Source organism: Phyllobacterium sp., assembly GCF_037994425.1.
In the GTDB taxonomy this organism is placed as follows: Bacteria; Pseudomonadota; Alphaproteobacteria; order Rhizobiales; family Rhizobiaceae; genus Phyllobacterium.
This window is the reverse complement of record NZ_JBBNAM010000089.1, coordinates 1-17,786: the sequence shown is the minus strand read 5'-3', so window position 1 is coordinate 17,786 and position 17,786 is coordinate 1. Positions and strand designations below refer to the sequence as shown.

The following is a 17,786-nucleotide window of genomic DNA, read 5'->3' as shown; positions in this document are numbered from 1 at the left end:
TTGACCATCTGGCCGTCCGCCACGTTCTTGGCGACAACGACGCCATCGATCTGCGGGCGGATTGCAACGGTTTCGACTGGCTCGATTGTCCCGACAACGGTCTTGGCGACCGGGACATCCTCCTTCTTCGCCGCGGCGACCACGACAAGCGGCACAATTGCATTGCGCTTGCGGGTCTGGGCTGTGGCGCTGCCGTTTGATGCCGACAGCGATGCGGTGGGCATTGCTCCCTGGTCCGGTGCCGAAGCGCGCGGCGATCGGTCGGGATAGGCGAGAAAATAGCCGACGCCGATCATGACCGGAATAGCGATCACAAGGCCGATACGCTTCATGACGTGTTCTCTTTCTCGAACGTAATCGAACATGTCAGAACTAGCCCTCCGGCAGCCCAATACAAATTATAGTTTTGTAATAATTTTCCGTCCTCAGTCCGTATTTCACCGTCGATCTATAGGCGCCGATTGGGTTTTTCGCGGGGCGCGGGTTTGCCGCCGACGAATGGTCACGTGATTGTTACAAGGCGTCGCCGCCCCGTTTCGGCGAGGGACCGTATTGAAGCCGGGAACCTTCACGGTACTGTGGCATAGCGGTGGATGGTCGATCGCGCCAAGCCGATCTGTTCGACGATTTGCGTCTGAGAGCCGGGCCGTTCGACAAGGCTGCTATCATGGCTGGTCGTCAAGGAATGATGCGACAATAGTGCTGACAATGTGTATTAATCCCGACTGCCACGGTGCTCGAAGATGGAGAGAAGGCATGAGAGAACTGCAACTTCCAGTATCGTTGGCATTCAGCGGGGCTGCTGAAGACTACGATGCACTAAGAAGGAAGCTGGTTCCTTGTTTTGACAGCCTCTACGGCGCAGCGCTTGAGCTAATCGCGCATTGGGCGCCTGTAATGCCAATGCGGATTCTTGACCTTGGCGCAGGGACAGGTCTGTTCTCTGCAATGCTGCTCCGCAATTTTCCCGCCTCGTCGATCAGGCTGGTTGACGCATCCAACGGCATGCTGCGGGAGGCGCGACGTCGCTTCGCCATGGACAGCAATGTTGAATTCGTTCAGGCGGACATGACCCGCGGGGAACTCGGCGGTCCTTGGGATCTAGTTATTTCGGCGCTTGCTATTCATCATCTTGCGGACGAGGAAAAAATAAACCTCTTCAAGGAGATCCGGCGCAGTCTGCGACCTGGCGGCCTGTTCGTAAATTGCGAACAGGTTGCCGGTCCAAGTGATGACCTTGACCGTCTTTATGAGCAGCAATGGCTTGATCAGGTGCGGGCACTCTGTGCAAGCGACGCCGATATTGCGAAGGCACAGCAGCGTATGGCATACGACCGCTGCAGTTCGATGGGCGACCAGCTCGAATGGATGAATGAAGCGGGTCTGGTGGACGTCGATTGCATCTTCAAAGCATGGCGTTTCGCCGTGCTTGCGGGAAAGGCGCCGATCTAACTGCTTCGGACGCGCGACCAACTTATCAATCAATCAATCTTGTTCGAAGGAGAGCATTAATCGATTTCAAAGTATGATCGTGCAGTTAGCCGGCGGCACACGGGACTCTCAAAATCCCTTACGGCAAAGGTTTTCGATATCCACTTTTGCCATTCCCTCAATACCGAGTGCAGGGAGAATATCATTATCTGCCTTGAGATCGCGACCATAAGCAGCCGACAATATGGAAATTCCAGATTCGTGGAGCATCGCTGGATTTTCGCTGATCTTCCCCAAAAATACGGTCGGCAACAGTCCGAACGGAACATCTTCCAGGATATAGCGGCTTTCGATAGTTGTCGGGCCAAAGCCGCCACGGCCTTGACGATCCATCTCCTGGTTCATTTGCGACACAGAGCCCAAGGGGACATGAAACGACAATGAAAAATGCTCTTCGACAGTGCGCACGGCTATACGAAAATGGGCAGCGATCGCCAATCGTTCGGCGTCGAGAGCCTCGATAAAGCGGCCGACCGCCGGGGTGACGTTTCCACCCTGGCTCCACTGCTCAGCCTTCTCCATGCGTGTGAGATTGAGAAGGGCAATCCCCAGATGGTTCTGCGGATTGAGGTTGCTGAGCGCGATCGCGAGCAGACCGTCGCGCTTGACAAAACGATCACCAAACAACGTCGTGCAAAGCTCAAATCCTTGATCTAGTGCATTGGAAGGCAGCGTCGCAACATCAAGCTTCTGACGAATGGTGGCAACATGGATTTCAGTTGGTCCGTGCTGGCGGCCGGCCACGAGCGTTGTGCCCCAGACGATGATCGGGAGGCTAACCTTGCGCTTCGCCAGTTGCTTGGAGAGATACAGCGCCCCGAAGGAGCTGTGCGAACTGATAATGACCGGCACTCCCTCGCTTAGATAAGGGGTAACAGCATCCATCGCCATCTTGTGGCCGTTTGCTGGCAGCGCGATTATTACGACGTCTGCATCGGCGATGGCGTCTTTACAATCCTTGGCGATACGTACCGGTACCGCAGCCTCGATAGCTCCCGTGGCTGTCAGCAATTCGCCGGCAGCCAGCGCCTTGGTGCGCTCTCCCGATGGCGACCAAAGCATTGGGTCATGTCCCGCTTTTGCCAAATAGGCGGCAAGGCCATAAGCAATTGCTCCGGCGCCAAGAATACTCACGCGCATTAATGTTTCTCCTGTTCCAGTCTTGATCGCTCGCATGAGCGTGAGGGAGAGGCTGTTTGTGGGTTGAGGAGGTCCGGAAGACGGACCTGGCGAAACTCAGTCAGGCGGGGTCGAGAGATCCTGGCTAACGGCGGGCCGGACACATGGCGGTACACGATCAGCGGCGCGCCGGTTCGGAATATTGACCTTGCATTCGAAGAGGCATCCACACGACCGTGAAGAACGCCTGTCCGCAGTCTGACCTTTTCGATGCCGGGCCGCGGACCATCTTGGATCTTAGGACCGCAGTCTAAGGCTTTGTTCCAACCAATCGGCCGTTTGCGTCACGATATAGGCAATCACCATGTAGATCACGACGGCAATCACGAAGGCTTCGAGGTAGTAGAAGTTCAGCGCGGCAGTTAACTGGGACTGCGCAAAGATTTCGACAACCTCAATGGCAAATCCAAGAGAAAGCGCCTTCATAATCACCATGATCGACGTGGTGAGGTCCGGAATCGCGGCGACCACCACCTGAGGAAACAAAACCCGCCGGAACAGCTGACTGCTTTTATAGCCCAATGAGTGGGCAGCGTCTGCTTGTCCGGTGTCGAAGGAGTTAAGAGCTCCTTTGACGATCTCCGCTTGGAACGCAGCGATGCAACCGGTTACCGCAATTATAAGGACGACCCAGTTGGGTGTGTTGTGAGCATTGTAGTTGACCCCGACCAGTGAGAAAAGGAATTGAAGTGCCGGGGGAAGACCGAAATAGGCAAGGAAAATCACGATCACCATCGGGACGCCCTTGAATGCAATCTTGTACGCCACGACAAGCTCTCGCAGTACAGGGATCCGCCTGTGTTCAACGAGCGCAAACAGGCTGCCGATGATCGTGGAAAAAACGAAGATTGTGACGGCCATGGCAAGCGTTACGGGCACAGCGCTAAGGATTTCCCGCGAGTCTTGGATTAAAACATCGAGTTCAAACATCTATTAAATCCCCTCTCTTTCAAACACTCGCCATGAGCACGTTCTTGACCGGTGCCGCGGTTGCCGCCTCTGGCGCGAGCATTGGGGACCGAAGCTCAAAGAAACGCACGATGAGCCACGCGATCAGGCACATCAACGAATAGATCACCGCCAGTACGAGGTATGTTTCGAATTGGTACTGGTTATAGTCTCGCTCCATAATCAGATGTGCAGTTGCCATCACGTCCGCTGCCCCGATGTACATCACCAAAGCAACGTTGTGGATCAGATAGATGATCGAGTTTCCATATCCCGGCAAACCTATGTGCACTGCTTGTGGGCCTACGATACGAATGATCTTCTGCCGGAAGCTGTATCCCAGACTGTCTGCTGCGTCATGCTGACCGCGATCAACGGCGAGGTATGCGGGCCGCATGACCTCTGAGAGATACCCTCCGTGGTAGAAGCTTAGTCCCACCATGGCAGCGATATTTGCCGAGATGAAATCTTCGAAGCCAAACAGAATCACCAATAAGGGAAGCCCGTAAAAGGCGACGAACAACTGGAGGACGACGGGGACACTCCGAGCATAGGACACGTAAAGATCAGCCAGATTACTGATCACGGGTATCCTGCGAACCCGCAATGTCGTCGCAACGAGAGCCAGACAGAACCCGGCTATGATGGCCGTAAACGTGATTGCCAGCGTCAGCGGCAACGCCGAAAGTAGCTCGGGAATCATCGTAGAAAGATCCACTTTGAAACACTCCTTCTTGCAATTTCAGCTTTGACCGCTGACTGTACAAATATTGTTGGCGGCGATCTTGTTACTTCATATACTTGACGATGTCCTCGCCGAACCACTTTTCCGATAGCTTGTCTATCGTTCCGTCGTCCTTCATCTCCTTGAGCACCTTGTTAATGTCTTCAGCCAGGACCTTGTTTTCATCCGATCGATGAATCAGCATATACGTATTGTTGCTGTAGACAGGTTCGGACGCCACAATGTCGAGCTTCTTATTGTCGATGACAGTCTGCTCACCCAAATTGGACGGCAAAACCAGCGCGTCGAACTTGCCGTTTTGGACTTCATCCAAGCGGTTTGGATATGGGATGCCTGCGCTCGATGCCGTAACCTCAAGCTTGTATTCTGGATTTTCTTTCTGCCAATTCATCATAAACTTGTAGGTCCCGCCGCCGGCGGTGGCCGGAACGATCCTCTTGCCGACCAGGTCCTTCATTTCCTTGATGTTGCTATCCTTGCGGCTATAAATCTTCATCAGACTGGCACCCATAGGGTTCTCCGGGATGAAGAACTGCTTTTCGCGTTCAGGTGACCTGTAGTAGCCACCGCACGCCATGTCGTACTTTCCGGTGGCCAGGCCGGTTTCCTGCGCGATATCCGCGACCCCTTCCATTTCGAACTTGTACTGCGGCAGCTTTGCGTTGATCGCCCTTAGGAGATCGGGTTCATAACCTTGCGGCTCAACACCAATCGCCCCCCATGCAAGCGGCTTCGATTCTGCTGACGTCGCGATCTTGATCGTCCGGACAGACTGACCATAGCTGGCCCCCGCCGTTGCAAGGCCAATTACTAAGCTGCCAACGAAGGCCAGACCGAGTCGGCGGCGAAAATTAGATTTGATTGCAGTCATTTCTTAAGTTCCCTTCTTTATTGGAATGCGAGTTCAGAATTGAGAAATTGAGCGAGGCGTGGGCTAGTGGGCGAATCGAAAATTTCAGTCGGACTGCCATCGGCAGCGACGACGCCACGATCCATGAAGACGATGCGATTTGAGATGTTTTTTGCAAATTGCATCTCGTGGGTCACAAGGAGCGAAGTCATCCCTGACGACGCAACATCTTTGATCACCTTCAGAACTTCCCCGACGAGTTCAGGGTCCAGCGACGATGTGGGTTCGTCGAAGAGCATCACATCCGGTTGAACCGCCAACGCACGTGCGATGCCGGTCCGCTGGAGCTGGCCACCCGAGAGCTGGGAAGGGTAGCTGTCTCGCTTCGCGGTGAGACCAACCCGTTCGAGCTCTTGGAGGGCGATTGCACGCGCCTCGTCCTTCGACTTGCGCTGCACCACGACGAGTGGGTCCATTACGTTCTCAATGACCGTCATGTTTTTAAAAACATTGAATTGCTGGAACACCATGGCTGTCCGCAGCCGGATCGCCTGAACTGCGGTCTTGTCAACGCGCTGATAATCCATTTGAACCTTATCGAACGTGATGGTTCCGGATGTCGGCTTGGCCAAGTAGTTGATGCACTTCAACAGCGTGGTCTTGCCGGTACCACTAGGGCCGATGATTGACACCACGTCACCGCGTTTCACCGAGAGATTAACGCCGTTCAGAACCTGTGTACTTCCGTAGGACAACTTTATGTCTTTGAGTTCAAGCATTTCTGGTTGGTGTCCTTTCGTATGTGAGACAACATTTCATGCGCATTTCGGACCCCTTTTATTTTTATGCGCCACCAGTTCGGCCGGCTGTTAATGAAGACACCCTATCCGGGTGCATTGACGTTCATTTTCCGCCCTCGGCATAGCCAAGGACATGCATCAGCCGGTTTGCCCAGCCGAAAATCGAGATCGCATGGATCAGGTCGATGATTTCAATGTCATCCATACCGACGGATCGCAGCGAGGCGATGTCCTCCTCCCTCGCCAACGATGGTGCCGCCGAGAGGCGACGGGCAAAGCTGTAGATTGCAGCATCGCGTGGCCCGAGCTCTTCGGGTCTGTCGAGATAGAGTGCGGTGACCACGCCATCGCTGTTGGTCAACTCTGCATGGCGGCGGGCGTGAACAACGGCACAGAATTTACAGCCATTAACAATCGATGCTCCCAGCGCGCCAAGTTCGCGGTCGGGACGGCCAAGCCCACCTTCGACATACATGATCGCATTAAACAGCACGGTACGGGCGACATAGCTTTCTGGATCGTGCACTAGGGTGCGCACATATTCAGATACCTTCTTGGAAGATGGCGTGACCTTCATCGCGTCGAGCTGTTCCGGCGTGGCATCGGAGAGCTCGACTGGCGCAATGTACGGATGCCAGCTCAGGGGTTTCAGTCGAACCGAGGAAATCATGCCGACCTCATCAATCGCAGGCCGGTCGCCACCCGCGTCTGGAAGTTGACGAAGGCAATCACTTCGGAAAGCGCGACGATCTGAGGATTGTTTAGTCCCGCCTGCGCGAGCAAGGCGATATGGCGCGCCTCTGCCTCGATCGGCGTCAGCGTGATCAGATCGACATGACGAGCGATGGTCGCCAGCGGTTCGTCCAGATCCGTCGCCCCGTGGGCCAGAGCCAACAACTGTTCCGTCGGTTGGAGCTCTGCCAGCTTTGCTCCATATTCGGCAATCAATACTTGATCGGCATTCAGCGCTGCGATCCGGTGGGCCAGCGCAACCCGCAAAGCGGTTTCAAGTCCCAGACCATTTGCCGGCGTCAGCACCGAGAGGCGGCATAGTTCCGCACCCTGCACGAATTCCGGCCGGAACCGCCGTGCATTGAAAAGTGCATCGTCCGGCGAAAGACCGGCAGCCTTGTCCATGGCGTCGATCAAAGCGCGGTCTCCTTCTGTAGCAAAGGCGTTGAATCAATCCATTCGTCGCCCAGAAGTTCGGGGGTGTCGTAGGCGATCAGATTGGCGAAGTGGGTCTCGACATCTTCGGCATAAAGCGAGCCGGCAATGCCGCGGACCAGTCGGTCGGCACCAGCGCTGACGGCTGGGATATCGCCGGAGACCTTGCCGTGGGTCAGCATAGCGGCGTCGTTGAAGCAGTGGATATGCGACAGCATCGGGCAGGAGCCGGGGATACGCTCCCGGAATTCGAAGGCAGGTCCGAGATCCGGCGCCTCCAACATACCCACCCGCGGCGGTCCCATCTCCGGCGTATATCGCCCATCTTTCCAGCTGCGGATATGGGGTGCAAGCGAGGCAAATTCCGGACGGCCGTTGAAGTCGTTCGAAAAACCGGTTGCCGCGATTAGGAAATCGTAGCGCATCGGCCCCTGCGTGGTTTCAATTAGGAGCTCTCCCGCATTTTCCTTTACCGCGATTATGCCGCAGTCGAGAAAGAACCGCGCATTCACGTGACGTGAGACGCGAAGCGTCGAGGAGCGGGGCGGCGGCGTTTGCGTCAAGGCAGTGTAATCCACAAATTTCCACTTCCAGGCATCGGGCAGTTGATGCATACCGAGCACCACGCCCAGACTGCCGATGCCCGTCATCTTATTGATGCGTGGCATTTCCTTCCGCCGGATCAACAGGCCCACAGAGCCGGCGCCCGCTTCAAGTGCCGTTGCGGCATTGTCCATGGAAGAAGCACCAGCACCGATGACAGCTACCCGCTTACCTTTCAGCGCGTTAAAATCAATGTCGTCGGCGGAATGCGCCCAATAGGCGCGATCGATGCCAATAAGGAAATCGGGGACAGCAAAGCCGCCTAAACCGGACCGTCCTGTGGCGAGAACAAGATGACGGGTGAGAACCCGCCCGGTTTCCGCGCCCTCGATGTCGATCGCAATCAGGTCACCGGCGGGCATGACACCGGTCATGCGCACGCCATTGCGTACCGGCAGAGCGAGAACTTTTCGGTACCAGACCAGGTAATCCATCCACTGGCACTTGGGAATTTTGTCCAGCAACTGCCAAGCCTCAACGCCCCACTGCGCAGTGAACCAGGCGCGAAATGTCAGTTGCGGCAGGCCGAGCGACGGACCGTGCAGAGTCTTGGGCGACCGAAGCGTCTGCATCCGCGCAAATGTTACCCATGGCCCTTCGAGCCCGGCAGGAGCCGCATCATAGGCGACGACATTGTTGATCCCGGTCAGCATCAGCTTCGCCGTCGCCGCAAGTCCGCACATGCCGGCACCGATAACCACAACGTCGCGAACTGGAACGCCATCGTACATACGCTCGGGGACCCAAGACTTCGCCGGCAACTCAAGAAAGTCGAGATCCTGCGCAAGCTGCGCTTCCAGCGTTGCAAGACCTGGAGACATCGGTGGGATGGGAGCATGCTTCATATTTCAGTTCCGTGATTTTTGCCCGATACGTGATCGGTCACCAATTGCCCCGCCAGGCCCGGATCGAGTTTTTTGAAACCGGCGATCGACCGTTCAGCAACCGCTTCGACTGCATCCATCAACGCCTGCGCGACCGGTCGAAGTGGTCGTTTTTCGGCAACCAGAACGCCCCAATGAAATAAAATGGTGACGTCGATCGGCCGAATGACGACGCCAGGCTGGCTCAGGCCATAGGCCGTGAGGGGGTCGATGATTGCCGCGACACCGGTCTGACGCACGATCTGCAACGCGCCATAGGCAATATTGGTCCGGATCACCGGCCCAACCTCGATGTCGCGGGCCGCCAGTGCCCGGTCGATGTTCAACTGGAAACGCAGTGGATTGAGTAAAGTGGCGAGGCGACGACCGGCAAAGGCCGTAAGCGGCACGACATCGAGTTTAGCCAGCGGATCGTCCTCGCGCAGAGCAACAACGTCTGGTGCCGAGTAGAGCCGCAATACATCCAGACCGGGCGTGTCAAGCGGCAAGCTGGAAAACCCGATCTCGGCACGTCCGCTGCGCACTTCCTGTGCGACGCTCGAGGGGAGAAACTGCCCGAGGTGAGTCTCGTGCGGAAGTTCCACATTCTTGAGCTCTGCCATGGCCGTCGGAATCAGCCCAGTTCCGATCGCGGAGGTTGTGACGATCTGCAGAATCCGCCCCTTTCCGGAGGCGATCTTCTTAGCCCTCGCAGCAAGTTCGGTGAAGGACATCAGCAAGCGCCGCGCTTCCTCTTCGAAAGCAACACCTTCTTCAGACAATTGTACGCGTCGACCCACTCGGTGCAGCAATTCGAAGCCAAGCTCGGCCTCGAGATCCTGAATGGTGCGGGTAACGGCAGGCTGGGAACGTCCGACCACTTCGGCTGCCTTGGTAATACTGCCGCTGGCAGCAACCGCAAGAAAGGTCTGAAGATCTCGAGTTTCCATACTTGACCTACATGCATCTTCTGAATGATTTCGATCATCTCATCCAATTTTGATATGTGTCAAGTAGGGATAATAATTTTTTGTGCGTGGTTTTTTCTCCTATTTTATCCGCAGAATCCGACTCGGAAATTGGTGGACGGCTACATGGGCTCGACCCACGAACCGGAAGGTGATGCCCGTTTGTGGAATCGAGTGGTGGGTATATCAGGGTCGAGATACCGCTCGTACTTTCGAGCCGACGTGTAAAATGATCGCTCTCTCAAAGCGTTTTCTATCCGCGGAACCTGTACGTCTCCAGAATACACTCACCGTATGCGGCTTAAATCTACGGCCCGATTGCGGATGATGGCTTCCATGGCAAAGTACCCAGTCACGGTGACTAGATCGAAATTCGTGATGAGCTTTTGATAGAAAGCGTCGTAACCGGATATTCCGCGTGTGACGACCTTGATCAGATAGTCCCAGTCACCGCCTATACGATAAAAATCGATGACTTCGGGCAGCCGGTCGACGTGTTTGCGGAAATCCTCGGACCATTCCTTGGAATGATGACGGGTACGGATCATGACGATTACCGTCAGATCCAAGCCGAGGAGACCATGATCGATCTCGGCGCGCGAGCCACTCATCACGCCGGTCGCCTGGAGCCGTTGGAGCCGGCGCCAAAAAGCATTTTGCGAAAGCCCCACCTGCTCGGTTACCAATTCTCCAGCCGTAACTCTGCCGCGAAACGAATTTCCCTGGTTTGTTGGCGCGGTCGTTGCCGGCGGGATTGTCGGTCCGGTGCTGCTGATGTTGGGGTTGACCGGAATGCCTGAATCGGGCGCTTCCCTGCTACTTAATGCCGAAGGCGTGTTTACTGCCCTGCTGGCATGGTTCGCCTTCAAAGAGAATTTCGACCGACGCATAGCGCTCGGCGAGGCAAACAGCGTCGTGGCTCCGATCCATCCGCAGGCGATGCCGGTTATACACTTACCACTGTCGAAGATATCGATGTCTGGATGAATGCGCCGGCTGACGAGGCCTTTAAGCTGCAGCGACCGCTGCCCGACAATCAACTGATCATGCTTCCGCAAGAAGAGGCCGAGGAGCCCTTGCTGTCATGAATTTGTTTGCCAAGGAATCGGCTCCGAATTCGCGATAACTGGAGTTCCATTTTCCACGACGGTCCACCCGAACCGAAAGAGAAGTCCGTTTCATGGGCGAGCTCTTGCTAGCGGGTGTCACGCGCTTGTCACCTTGATAGTGACAACGTGATATCCTTGCAGTGAGAATAAGTCACTGAAGTTTGAAAGTGACGTGGATATGTCCACGCCGACCGGCGCGACAACGCCCAAAAACAATTTGGGGCACTCAATACACGAAGTGCTGTTCCCAGTTTAGGCCGGCGAGCGTACCCGGGAGATGAGATGGACCCGGTGCAGTAGCGCCGGGTTTTACAGAAGTGGCGGAGGGCCACATGAAATCTGTGCCGGTGATTGCCGCGCTAGCACTGGTATGCGCGACAAACCTAGCATCAGCCGAAGCGGAGCGGGTCGGGACAGCAACCCGTATCCAGACCGCCGTCAACGGTGACTACGGCACGGTGGAAGTCAAGGAGCCGGTTCACCGGGACGAGCGGATTGTTACCTCCAAATCTGGCCTCGGTGAATTTCTGTTCCGTGACGGTTCCAAACTAGCCGTCGGGGCAGGTTCGGTCGTCAAGATCGACAAATACGTCTTCGATGACTCCAATTCAGTCAAGAAGCTTTCGATCAAGGCCGCCAAGGGCACGTTCCGCTGGATCAGCGGTAATTCGGTGTCCACCGCTTACTCAATCGTCACGCCCGCGGGGACGATCGGCGTACGAGGGACCAAGTTCGACTTCTACGTCGGCCCGGACGGCAGGACCGGCGTCGTCTTGCTCAGCGGATCGGCCAGATTTTGCGGTAGCGGGGGGTGCGTCCAGCTACTGCGGAAGTGCGATTGCGTGATCGCCAAGCGGGGCCAACGACCAGCCCTCACGCGCGCCAGTCGCAAGACCCTAACGGCGCTGGGTAACACGAAGGCGTTACCGTTCTTATCGGGTAATCAGCAGTTGTCGGGCGGGTTCGGGTCTAGCGTCGGTTGCGGGATGAACGTCGCGGCAGCGCTCGAACGTGACGCGAACACACCCGAGAAGAATAGCCCGAGGAGTAGCCCGTCAAAGCCCGATTCGCCGGGCACACCTTCCGCACCTAACCGCCCGGACACGCCATCAAAGCAGGCCACACCGAACGCGCCGTCTAATCCCGGCACACCGAACACGCCAAACACGCCCGATCCCCCGGACACGCCCTCCGAACCGGGTGGTAAACGCGGCCACGGCTACGGCGACAAGAATCATTCCCATACTCACGACCCGCAAGGTCACGCCTACGGCGGGGGCAACGGCGGCGGGAGAGGACATAATAAGTAATGGTGGAAGAATATCTGACCAATCCTCGAACGAGCATATGCATCAGAAATATCTGAGTTCAGGTGAGAACAAGCGCGACTTCATGATGGATTGCGTGGGTGTACCGGGAGATTGCTTCTTCCTTTTATTGCCGTGTAAGCGGCGATTTCTCGCGATAGCATGACATTTTCCCTCGACAACGAGTCGCGGCAGCTTTGCAGCTCCGAGTATCAAATTTTGCTGCTCATGAGCAAAAGCGCCCATTCATTTGATCCACGATACCGAGGCAAAATGGGGGCCGATGGCGACCCACAAAGCGGAGTTAAGGGAATTTACACTTTTCAAATGTGTCCAACGATTTGATTTAATTGGTGCATCAGGCACGCCGATCATGACGATCTCATCATCTACTGTTTCGCGGAGACTATGCTGGCATTGCCAAGTTGGTCCTGGAGCGCCTGACCAAGGCCGCGGTCCGAGGCTTGTCGGTGACACCTCAAAAAACACTTCACGCTGCTGCGTCGGCGGAGGGGCGCCTTTTCGCAGGGGCAAGATGGAGTTTGTTATCACTGACATGGCGTTCGCCGTGCTGTGGTCATCCATCATCTGAATGGCGCGCCGGACGCCCGGCATCCCCACCACCTCCGGCGCACCGATCGTACCACGAAGCAGGCTCCTAGAAGGAGGATTTGAACAAACGCAAATGCGGTCATGACCCGTCTGCGGACAAAAAATGTCAGTTTGAAGCGCGGTGTTATTCTCTGCCCTTTCTTTGATCGGGTTGAGTGTGACCATCTCGATGGCGAGAATCTGGACATCGTACTTGCGTGCAGGGGTCCTACACCTTTGTCTAGGTCGAACAATCGTGGATCTGGGAGAAACACAAGGCACCTCTATGAAGGTGATCATGCATCGGGCGTCGCCGGCCAGCTCGAGGCCGCATTGCTGAAGCTAAAATCACCTGAGCGAACATCCAAATGGCTCCACGAAGTATCTGCGCGTCTTCTTAATAAGAAACGGTACTCCGATCGTTCTGAAAAACGTTATGGTCGGCATATCAATCTCAGGCGAATCCCAAAGCTGGCGGACGAAGTGCTTTATCGCCGCCGAGTAAGGACCGTAGCGGATGGTGTCGAACCGATAGGCTGCATCGCCATTCAGCCAATACTATGACACTGCTCATTGGATCGCGGGACAACTATCGGGCCGTTTCAATGATGCCATGTGAGGTAGCAAAAACCACCAAACCCTTTGCGCCGAGCGCCGAGGCTCGTGGCCGTGATGGCGTGGCTTCGGGATCGCCAGGATCGAGCCTGACAGCCATTTCGGCGGCAGCATCCGCCTTGCGCCTTACCGTATCCCGGTCGGTACCGAAACCTGTCTCTGCCGAATGGGAGTGAAAAAGGGGAGCAAATTAAGAGGCATACGATAGAGCCAAGGCATTCAACCTTAAAAATAAGAATTTTGACAATTGCAGGCCGCTTTACAAGAATTTTGACACGGCAATAAGAATTTTGACACGTTGATATTATGGGAATGAGTGTTACCGAGGAGTATGAAAACTGGATACGATCGTCGATCCCAACGAGCTTGAATACAGGCTTTTCCCTTCGGTTTCGAGGATCAAAGACGGCAGGGCCGTAGGCTACGCCCGCCTCTGGAAAGAGTACAATATTAACGCTCCGCTACGGTACGTTGAAGCCATCGCAGCTGGTCGGATAAGCGGCAACGAGCGGGAGGAAGAAGGCGTGCTCTGACGCTCGAACAGAGCATGACCGGCGACACGCTCTACGATCACCTGGAATACGCAATGCGGAGAGAGTGGCCTTTGCCGAGACCCAAGGCGAACAAAGCGGCCGCTCCCAGAGCGACGTTTAAGCTCTGCGCGATATAGAGCAAAGCGGCGGTCAAGGCCCTCCCCCGATGCGATTTGAGCTCCTCGTAGCACGGCGGCATCGGGAAATATACGCTGTGCGCTGCGCGCTAGCGGACTCAATCCTTGCCGTCGTTTTCAAATGGACAAGTTGGCTAGAAGAAGATGGAGTAAATCTGGCTCAAGCCGCCTTACAGTACCCCGCCTGTGGCGTGACAGAGCCATAGCCGCTCCTGCATTCCGACGCCTCGAGAACGCCCGTGGCACCTGCCAGATGCCCGACTACAAGCTGGAGGGCCATGAAGTCCTTAATCATGAGCGGGTGCGGGCAAGCGACGGGTAGCGTGTCACTAAGAGGCCGCGCCTTTCGACGCCTTGCGTCTTGCCTTAGTAGGCTTGACGCGAATGCGCATCGTACCTCCCTCGGGATGGTCAATCTCAAAAGCGTTGTCTTGCGAACGAGATCGCTCAGCTTAACCAGTTCGGGCACTTGGGGCCAAGCGTTTCCCGCGCTGAAATAGCCTGGCTCGCGCCAGGATGGCCGGGCTGGCACACAAAGTGATCCGATCCGATCTCGAACCAGACACGATGGCAAGGCATTTCGTTCGTGCATCGACACGTAAGGTGCCGCCTATCTGACAAGCCCTCCTCAGTATCACGAGAATAAATATCTTGAAACTATTACAGTTGAAATTGTATTGATTCTGAAAATGAGCTACCATACTGGCACTTATCGGGGAATAGTCATTAAGCATTATATATACGCAAGATTTAACTGCCCAAATTCGAAGAAATGGGCAGTTAATCCGTTTGATCTATTGTTCATGGTTCCGGGCGAGTCGCCCGGCAGCGATTGGAGATATGTCATGCCAGCCAATTGGGACCCTGTTCAGAATATAGCCGCTAATGGACGCGTGGAGTTTCCAACGGGTCCGTTGGCTCTTGGTGTCAACGAAACGGCGAAGTGGGTCGATGCTTGGATTGTCCAGTCGAAATCGGGTAGCGCCCAGACCTACTACGGATCGGCAACCAGCGGCGCTTTTGGGGCGGCGGGCAAGTGGATTGCGAACGTCCGACACTATAACCGGGGAACATTCCTGCCGGGACCAGCAGTGGGAATAGCCCTCGTTTATGTAAAAGACGGCAATAATAATGAGTACCTTTGGTGGTCTGAAGATCCAATTGAATTGAAGTAAGCCGAGGTATCGTGAATAGGAGGATGCAGTATGAAGGATGTAACAATTACTGTGGTGAAAGGGGAAGAAGGGGGCTATCGTGTAATAGTCAACGATGACACTGTCACCGCTGAAAATGCCGAGGGGTCGAAAGGCAATGACTCCTTCTTTGTAGTAGACAGCAGAGGCGACGTCGAAAAAAAGGTCGCGGAAATCTTGAAAAACCTCGAATAACTGCCTCGCGGCAATCGTTCTGCCTGTCCGAAGGCGGTGGAATGGCCTCTCGAAGGCTTCGGTCTAGCAACTATCCCTACAGCCACAAACGAGCCGCGGTTTCTGAGACGAGGTTTCCCTTGAATTGGTCGGAGGCGGAGTGACTGCCTCGTTCCCGGGCCCTGAAACGTTGAGCACTGCGACAGGTCCATCAGCGCGTCCGCCCGGTGATTGATCAAGTCGGTCGCTTCGGCGCACCACAGCTTCGAGTGGGCGAGCGCCGTCATGTGGCACCCCAAGCATCGTCGATTGCCCTACACTCGACGCTACCCGCGCATACCTGATTGCCTGTCCGCATTCTTGGGCCGGCGGTTGGTGGCCTGCGCAGGGCCCCTTTCTTGGCACCACTTCAGTTGGACAGCCGCGGGGCTTGAGTTCACAACGTTGGCAGTCTCGTTTGCTGGCCCGATATCTCCGGTTTCCGCAGCTGACAATGTCGGAGCGCAGGACCCGTGAGGTTGCGACGATATTGCATGAGTGGCCTGCCAGCGGGACAGCTGACTGGATCGAAGATGAAGTCAGCGCCGCTGAAGGCCCCGTCATCGTCGTTCGCAACGCGATCTCTATGGTTGCGTAACCCCGGCGAAGGCCACCAGGTCCGCCACCGTGAAATTTCCAGCCGTGGACGAAGGAAGAATAGGCGTAAATCCGCCGGTGACGTTCAGATAGGATGACGCATCCCGCTTCAACATTCTGACAAACGTCTCCGCCACGATCCTGCCGCCGACCGGACCCAACTGATTTCCGCCGTGGAGGACCGCAGCCTCGCGAAGGACGTAATACCACAGAGGCGTCTTGTTCAGCAGTAAACCGCCGTTGGAATTCAGCACGGCCACTTCGGCCGCCGGCAACCCAGATGTCAATTGCGCTGCGGTCATAGGCGCAATGCCGAATGAGTTGGCCATGCCCTGGCCGCTCGGTAGACCAAGAGCCAGAGCCCGCCGGAGGTTTCGCGTTGCCAGGATCGCCATCATTCCTGAGAATCCTGGCAACGATTCCAATCCGTTAGCCATAAAGCTATCGATTTTCCGGGCCTTGTTGTGGACCGGTACTGGCACTCCGGTATCAAAGAACGCGTTGAAGTCAACGACCCAGTTTGAAAAGACTGGCAGCCGTGGATTGCGATTGAACTCAAACACCTGCCCGAGTGTGGCGTTCGGGAAGTTGAAATTCACCCAGTAAATATCACGGACCATACTGTGGCCGAACCGGTAAGCTGCTACGGCGAACTCGACGGGCATTCGGAACGAGCTACCGACGGGAGCAGAAACGCTCGCCATCGCGTTGTTCACGGCAGCCACTCCGCAGATTCTTTCCAGAAAGTCATGCACCACGGCCCATTGGTAGTGATGGGTCACGATTCGTTTGGCCTCTGCAAAGATATCGCCCGCGAATGCTACTGCCACGAGCAGATCAACGACGGCATTATGAAAACGTAGCATAGCGTGCTGGAACTGCACGATGATCAGATTTTCGTCGTTGCGCGGATCGCCGATCGCGGCGGTATTCGTACCCTGCATGCGGGGCACATCCCAGCTCGTCTGCTGGACCATGCCCGTTCCCATACCGTCATTACTGGGGCCGCCTGGGCCATGAGGAGCATTGGTGCCCCTATGCAGCTTAATTGCGGTCGCTGGACCAGATGTAGGAAAAACGTAAAGAAACGGATCTAAGCCAGGCCCGCGGCCGTAAACGGAATCGAGATCGAGCGTCGGGCTTCGCATGTTATTGATCGTATTCGCATCGGTATTGGCGTCGAGAGTCGACGAAACGTCGAACGTGATGTCATGGTCCACAAACTGACCGAAATAAGTAAAGCCTGCTGGTATCGACGACACGCCCGCGTCAGCCGGATTGTGAGACGCAGGATTGGGATCACGGCCGGCGTCTCCCATCATGTCACCGAGTTGGCCGAGGAGTGCTTGCACCGCTACATTGAATGGCAACTTCGTTGCCGCTCGGGTGGCCGCTGACGACATGTATCCGAAACGATCCGCGCAGGCAGAACTCAGCCAGGGAAACGGGAACCAGTAGAGCGGAATTTTAACGCCGTGAAAACGTCGCACGCCCGGCTTTAATGCGGGGATGGACTCTTTGACGTCTTCCGGTAACTTTTCCACTGGAAGGTCCGTCGGCTTGATGCGGTTCGCGCTGGCCAACAGTTGCTCCAGCGAAACGGTCGGCCTCAGATTCATTTCGGTCACGCGCTTGCGCAGCTCCGACAGCACGATCGGCTTTGGGTTGACGAATCCTTTAGGAATTGATGTCTTCTTGAGAAATTCGCGGACTGGCACGGGAATTTCGGAAGTTGCGGCTGGGTTCGCTGTCTCAGTTTTTCGCTTCCCAGCCTTCGTCGCACCAAATTGCCTGGGTGTCTGTTTTGCCGGGGCTTTCTTTTGCGTGACCATGCTTGACCTCTTCGAAAATGGTTTCAAGAAGTAGCACCCCACCCC

Annotated in this window: 16 protein-coding genes and 1 pseudogene; 5 read left to right on the top strand and 12 right to left on the bottom strand. The window is 55.7% G+C overall.

Features of this window, described 5'->3' with window-relative positions:
- Window positions 1-332: pseudogene (locus AAAB35_RS06675) on the bottom strand (hypothetical protein); the annotation flags it as partial.
- Window positions 333-552: 220 nt separating this feature from the next.
- On the opposite strand from AAAB35_RS06675, the gene AAAB35_RS06670 reads away from it, so the two are divergent.
- A complete protein-coding gene (locus AAAB35_RS06670) occupies window positions 553-1,452 on the top strand; it encodes a class I SAM-dependent methyltransferase (RefSeq protein WP_340667426.1) in 900 nt (299 codons plus the stop codon).
- A gap of 108 nt (window positions 1,453-1,560) precedes the next feature.
- Here the strand turns inward: AAAB35_RS06670 and AAAB35_RS06665 are convergent, their stop codons facing one another.
- From AAAB35_RS06665 to AAAB35_RS06620, 10 genes are all read right to left on the bottom strand, one after another.
- Window positions 1,561-2,631: an NAD/NADP octopine/nopaline dehydrogenase family protein gene (locus AAAB35_RS06665; RefSeq protein WP_340667429.1), complete on the bottom strand. Its 1,071-nt coding sequence runs from the start codon at window positions 2,629-2,631 to the stop codon at window positions 1,561-1,563.
- Window positions 2,632-2,907: 276 nt separating this feature from the next.
- Window positions 2,908-3,600, bottom strand: coding sequence for an ABC transporter permease subunit (locus AAAB35_RS06660; protein WP_340667425.1), 693 nt, complete (start codon window positions 3,598-3,600; stop codon window positions 2,908-2,910).
- A gap of 19 nt (window positions 3,601-3,619) precedes the next feature.
- Window positions 3,620-4,336 carry an amino acid ABC transporter permease gene (locus tag AAAB35_RS06655; RefSeq protein ID WP_340667424.1) on the bottom strand — a complete coding sequence of 239 codons (717 nt, stop codon included), beginning with the start codon at window positions 4,334-4,336 and terminating at the stop codon, window positions 3,620-3,622.
- Window positions 4,337-4,406: 70 nt separating this feature from the next.
- Window positions 4,407-5,234, bottom strand: a complete 828-nt coding sequence (locus tag AAAB35_RS06650) for a transporter substrate-binding domain-containing protein (RefSeq protein ID WP_340667423.1) — start codon at window positions 5,232-5,234, stop codon at window positions 4,407-4,409.
- A 17-nt stretch (window positions 5,235-5,251) separates the two neighbouring features.
- Window positions 5,252-5,992, bottom strand: coding sequence for an amino acid ABC transporter ATP-binding protein (locus tag AAAB35_RS06645; protein ID WP_340667422.1), 741 nt, complete (start codon window positions 5,990-5,992; stop codon window positions 5,252-5,254).
- A 124-nt stretch (window positions 5,993-6,116) separates the two neighbouring features.
- Window positions 6,117-6,683, bottom strand: coding sequence for a peroxidase-related enzyme (locus tag AAAB35_RS06640; RefSeq protein WP_340667421.1), 567 nt, complete (start codon window positions 6,681-6,683; stop codon window positions 6,117-6,119).
- Window positions 6,680-7,162 carry a hypothetical protein gene (locus AAAB35_RS06635; protein ID WP_340667420.1) on the bottom strand — a complete coding sequence of 161 codons (483 nt, stop codon included), beginning with the start codon at window positions 7,160-7,162 and terminating at the stop codon, window positions 6,680-6,682. The genes AAAB35_RS06640 and AAAB35_RS06635 overlap by 4 nt, the downstream gene beginning before the upstream one ends.
- On the bottom strand, window positions 7,159-8,628 hold the full coding sequence (locus AAAB35_RS06630; protein WP_340667419.1) for an NAD(P)/FAD-dependent oxidoreductase: 1,470 nt from the start codon (window positions 8,626-8,628) through the stop codon (window positions 7,159-7,161). The genes AAAB35_RS06635 and AAAB35_RS06630 overlap by 4 nt, the downstream gene beginning before the upstream one ends.
- Complete coding sequence (locus AAAB35_RS06625; protein WP_340667418.1) at window positions 8,625-9,596, bottom strand: LysR family transcriptional regulator; 972 nt, start codon at window positions 9,594-9,596, stop codon at window positions 8,625-8,627. The genes AAAB35_RS06630 and AAAB35_RS06625 overlap by 4 nt, the downstream gene beginning before the upstream one ends.
- 305 nt (window positions 9,597-9,901) lie before the next feature.
- The gene (locus AAAB35_RS06620) at window positions 9,902-10,369 is read right to left on the bottom strand and encodes an Lrp/AsnC family transcriptional regulator (protein WP_340667428.1); all 468 of its coding nucleotides are present in this window, start codon (window positions 10,367-10,369) and stop codon (window positions 9,902-9,904) included.
- Here AAAB35_RS06620 and AAAB35_RS06615 point away from each other — a divergent pair.
- The 4 genes from AAAB35_RS06615 (at window position 10,317) to AAAB35_RS06600 (ending at window position 15,294) form a co-directional block, all read left to right on the top strand.
- On the top strand, window positions 10,317-10,601 hold the full coding sequence (locus AAAB35_RS06615; protein ID WP_340667427.1) for an EamA family transporter: 285 nt from the start codon (window positions 10,317-10,319) through the stop codon (window positions 10,599-10,601). The genes AAAB35_RS06620 and AAAB35_RS06615 overlap by 53 nt on opposite strands.
- 454 nt (window positions 10,602-11,055) lie before the next feature.
- A complete protein-coding gene (locus AAAB35_RS06610) occupies window positions 11,056-12,033 on the top strand; it encodes a FecR domain-containing protein (RefSeq protein WP_340667417.1) in 978 nt (325 codons plus the stop codon).
- A 2,562-nt stretch (window positions 12,034-14,595) separates the two neighbouring features.
- Window positions 14,596-15,081, top strand: a complete 486-nt coding sequence (locus AAAB35_RS06605; RefSeq protein ID WP_340667416.1) for a hypothetical protein — start codon at window positions 14,596-14,598, stop codon at window positions 15,079-15,081.
- 30 nt (window positions 15,082-15,111) lie between these two features.
- Window positions 15,112-15,294 carry a hypothetical protein gene (locus AAAB35_RS06600; RefSeq protein ID WP_340667415.1) on the top strand — a complete coding sequence of 61 codons (183 nt, stop codon included), beginning with the start codon at window positions 15,112-15,114 and terminating at the stop codon, window positions 15,292-15,294.
- A gap of 602 nt (window positions 15,295-15,896) precedes the next feature.
- On the opposite strand, the gene AAAB35_RS06595 is transcribed toward AAAB35_RS06600, so the two are convergent.
- The gene (locus AAAB35_RS06595) at window positions 15,897-17,627 is read right to left on the bottom strand and encodes a heme peroxidase family protein (protein WP_340667414.1); all 1,731 of its coding nucleotides are present in this window, start codon (window positions 17,625-17,627) and stop codon (window positions 15,897-15,899) included.
- Between the last annotated feature and the right edge of the window lie 159 nt (window positions 17,628-17,786).

Excerpts from the sequence above, each read along its gene's own strand:
- AAAB35_RS06600 (WP_340667415.1), top strand. The coding sequence starts at position 15,112 with ATGAAGGATGTAACAATTACTGTGGTGAAAGGGGAAGAAGGGGGCTAT.
- AAAB35_RS06625 (WP_340667418.1), bottom strand. The coding sequence starts at position 9,596 with ATGGAAACTCGAGATCTTCAGACCTTTCTTGCGGTTGCTGCCAGCGGC.
- AAAB35_RS06640 (WP_340667421.1), bottom strand. The coding sequence starts at position 6,683 with ATGATTTCCTCGGTTCGACTGAAACCCCTGAGCTGGCATCCGTACATT.
- AAAB35_RS06610 (WP_340667417.1), top strand. The coding sequence starts at position 11,056 with ATGAAATCTGTGCCGGTGATTGCCGCGCTAGCACTGGTATGCGCGACA.
- AAAB35_RS06665 (WP_340667429.1), bottom strand. The coding sequence starts at position 2,631 with ATGCGCGTGAGTATTCTTGGCGCCGGAGCAATTGCTTATGGCCTTGCC.
- AAAB35_RS06660 (WP_340667425.1), bottom strand. The coding sequence starts at position 3,600 with ATGTTTGAACTCGATGTTTTAATCCAAGACTCGCGGGAAATCCTTAGC.
- AAAB35_RS06630 (WP_340667419.1), bottom strand. The coding sequence starts at position 8,628 with ATGAAGCATGCTCCCATCCCACCGATGTCTCCAGGTCTTGCAACGCTG.
- AAAB35_RS06650 (WP_340667423.1), bottom strand. The coding sequence starts at position 5,234 with ATGACTGCAATCAAATCTAATTTTCGCCGCCGACTCGGTCTGGCCTTC.
- AAAB35_RS06645 (WP_340667422.1), bottom strand. The coding sequence starts at position 5,992 with ATGCTTGAACTCAAAGACATAAAGTTGTCCTACGGAAGTACACAGGTT.
- AAAB35_RS06605 (WP_340667416.1), top strand. The coding sequence starts at position 14,596 with ATGAGCTACCATACTGGCACTTATCGGGGAATAGTCATTAAGCATTAT.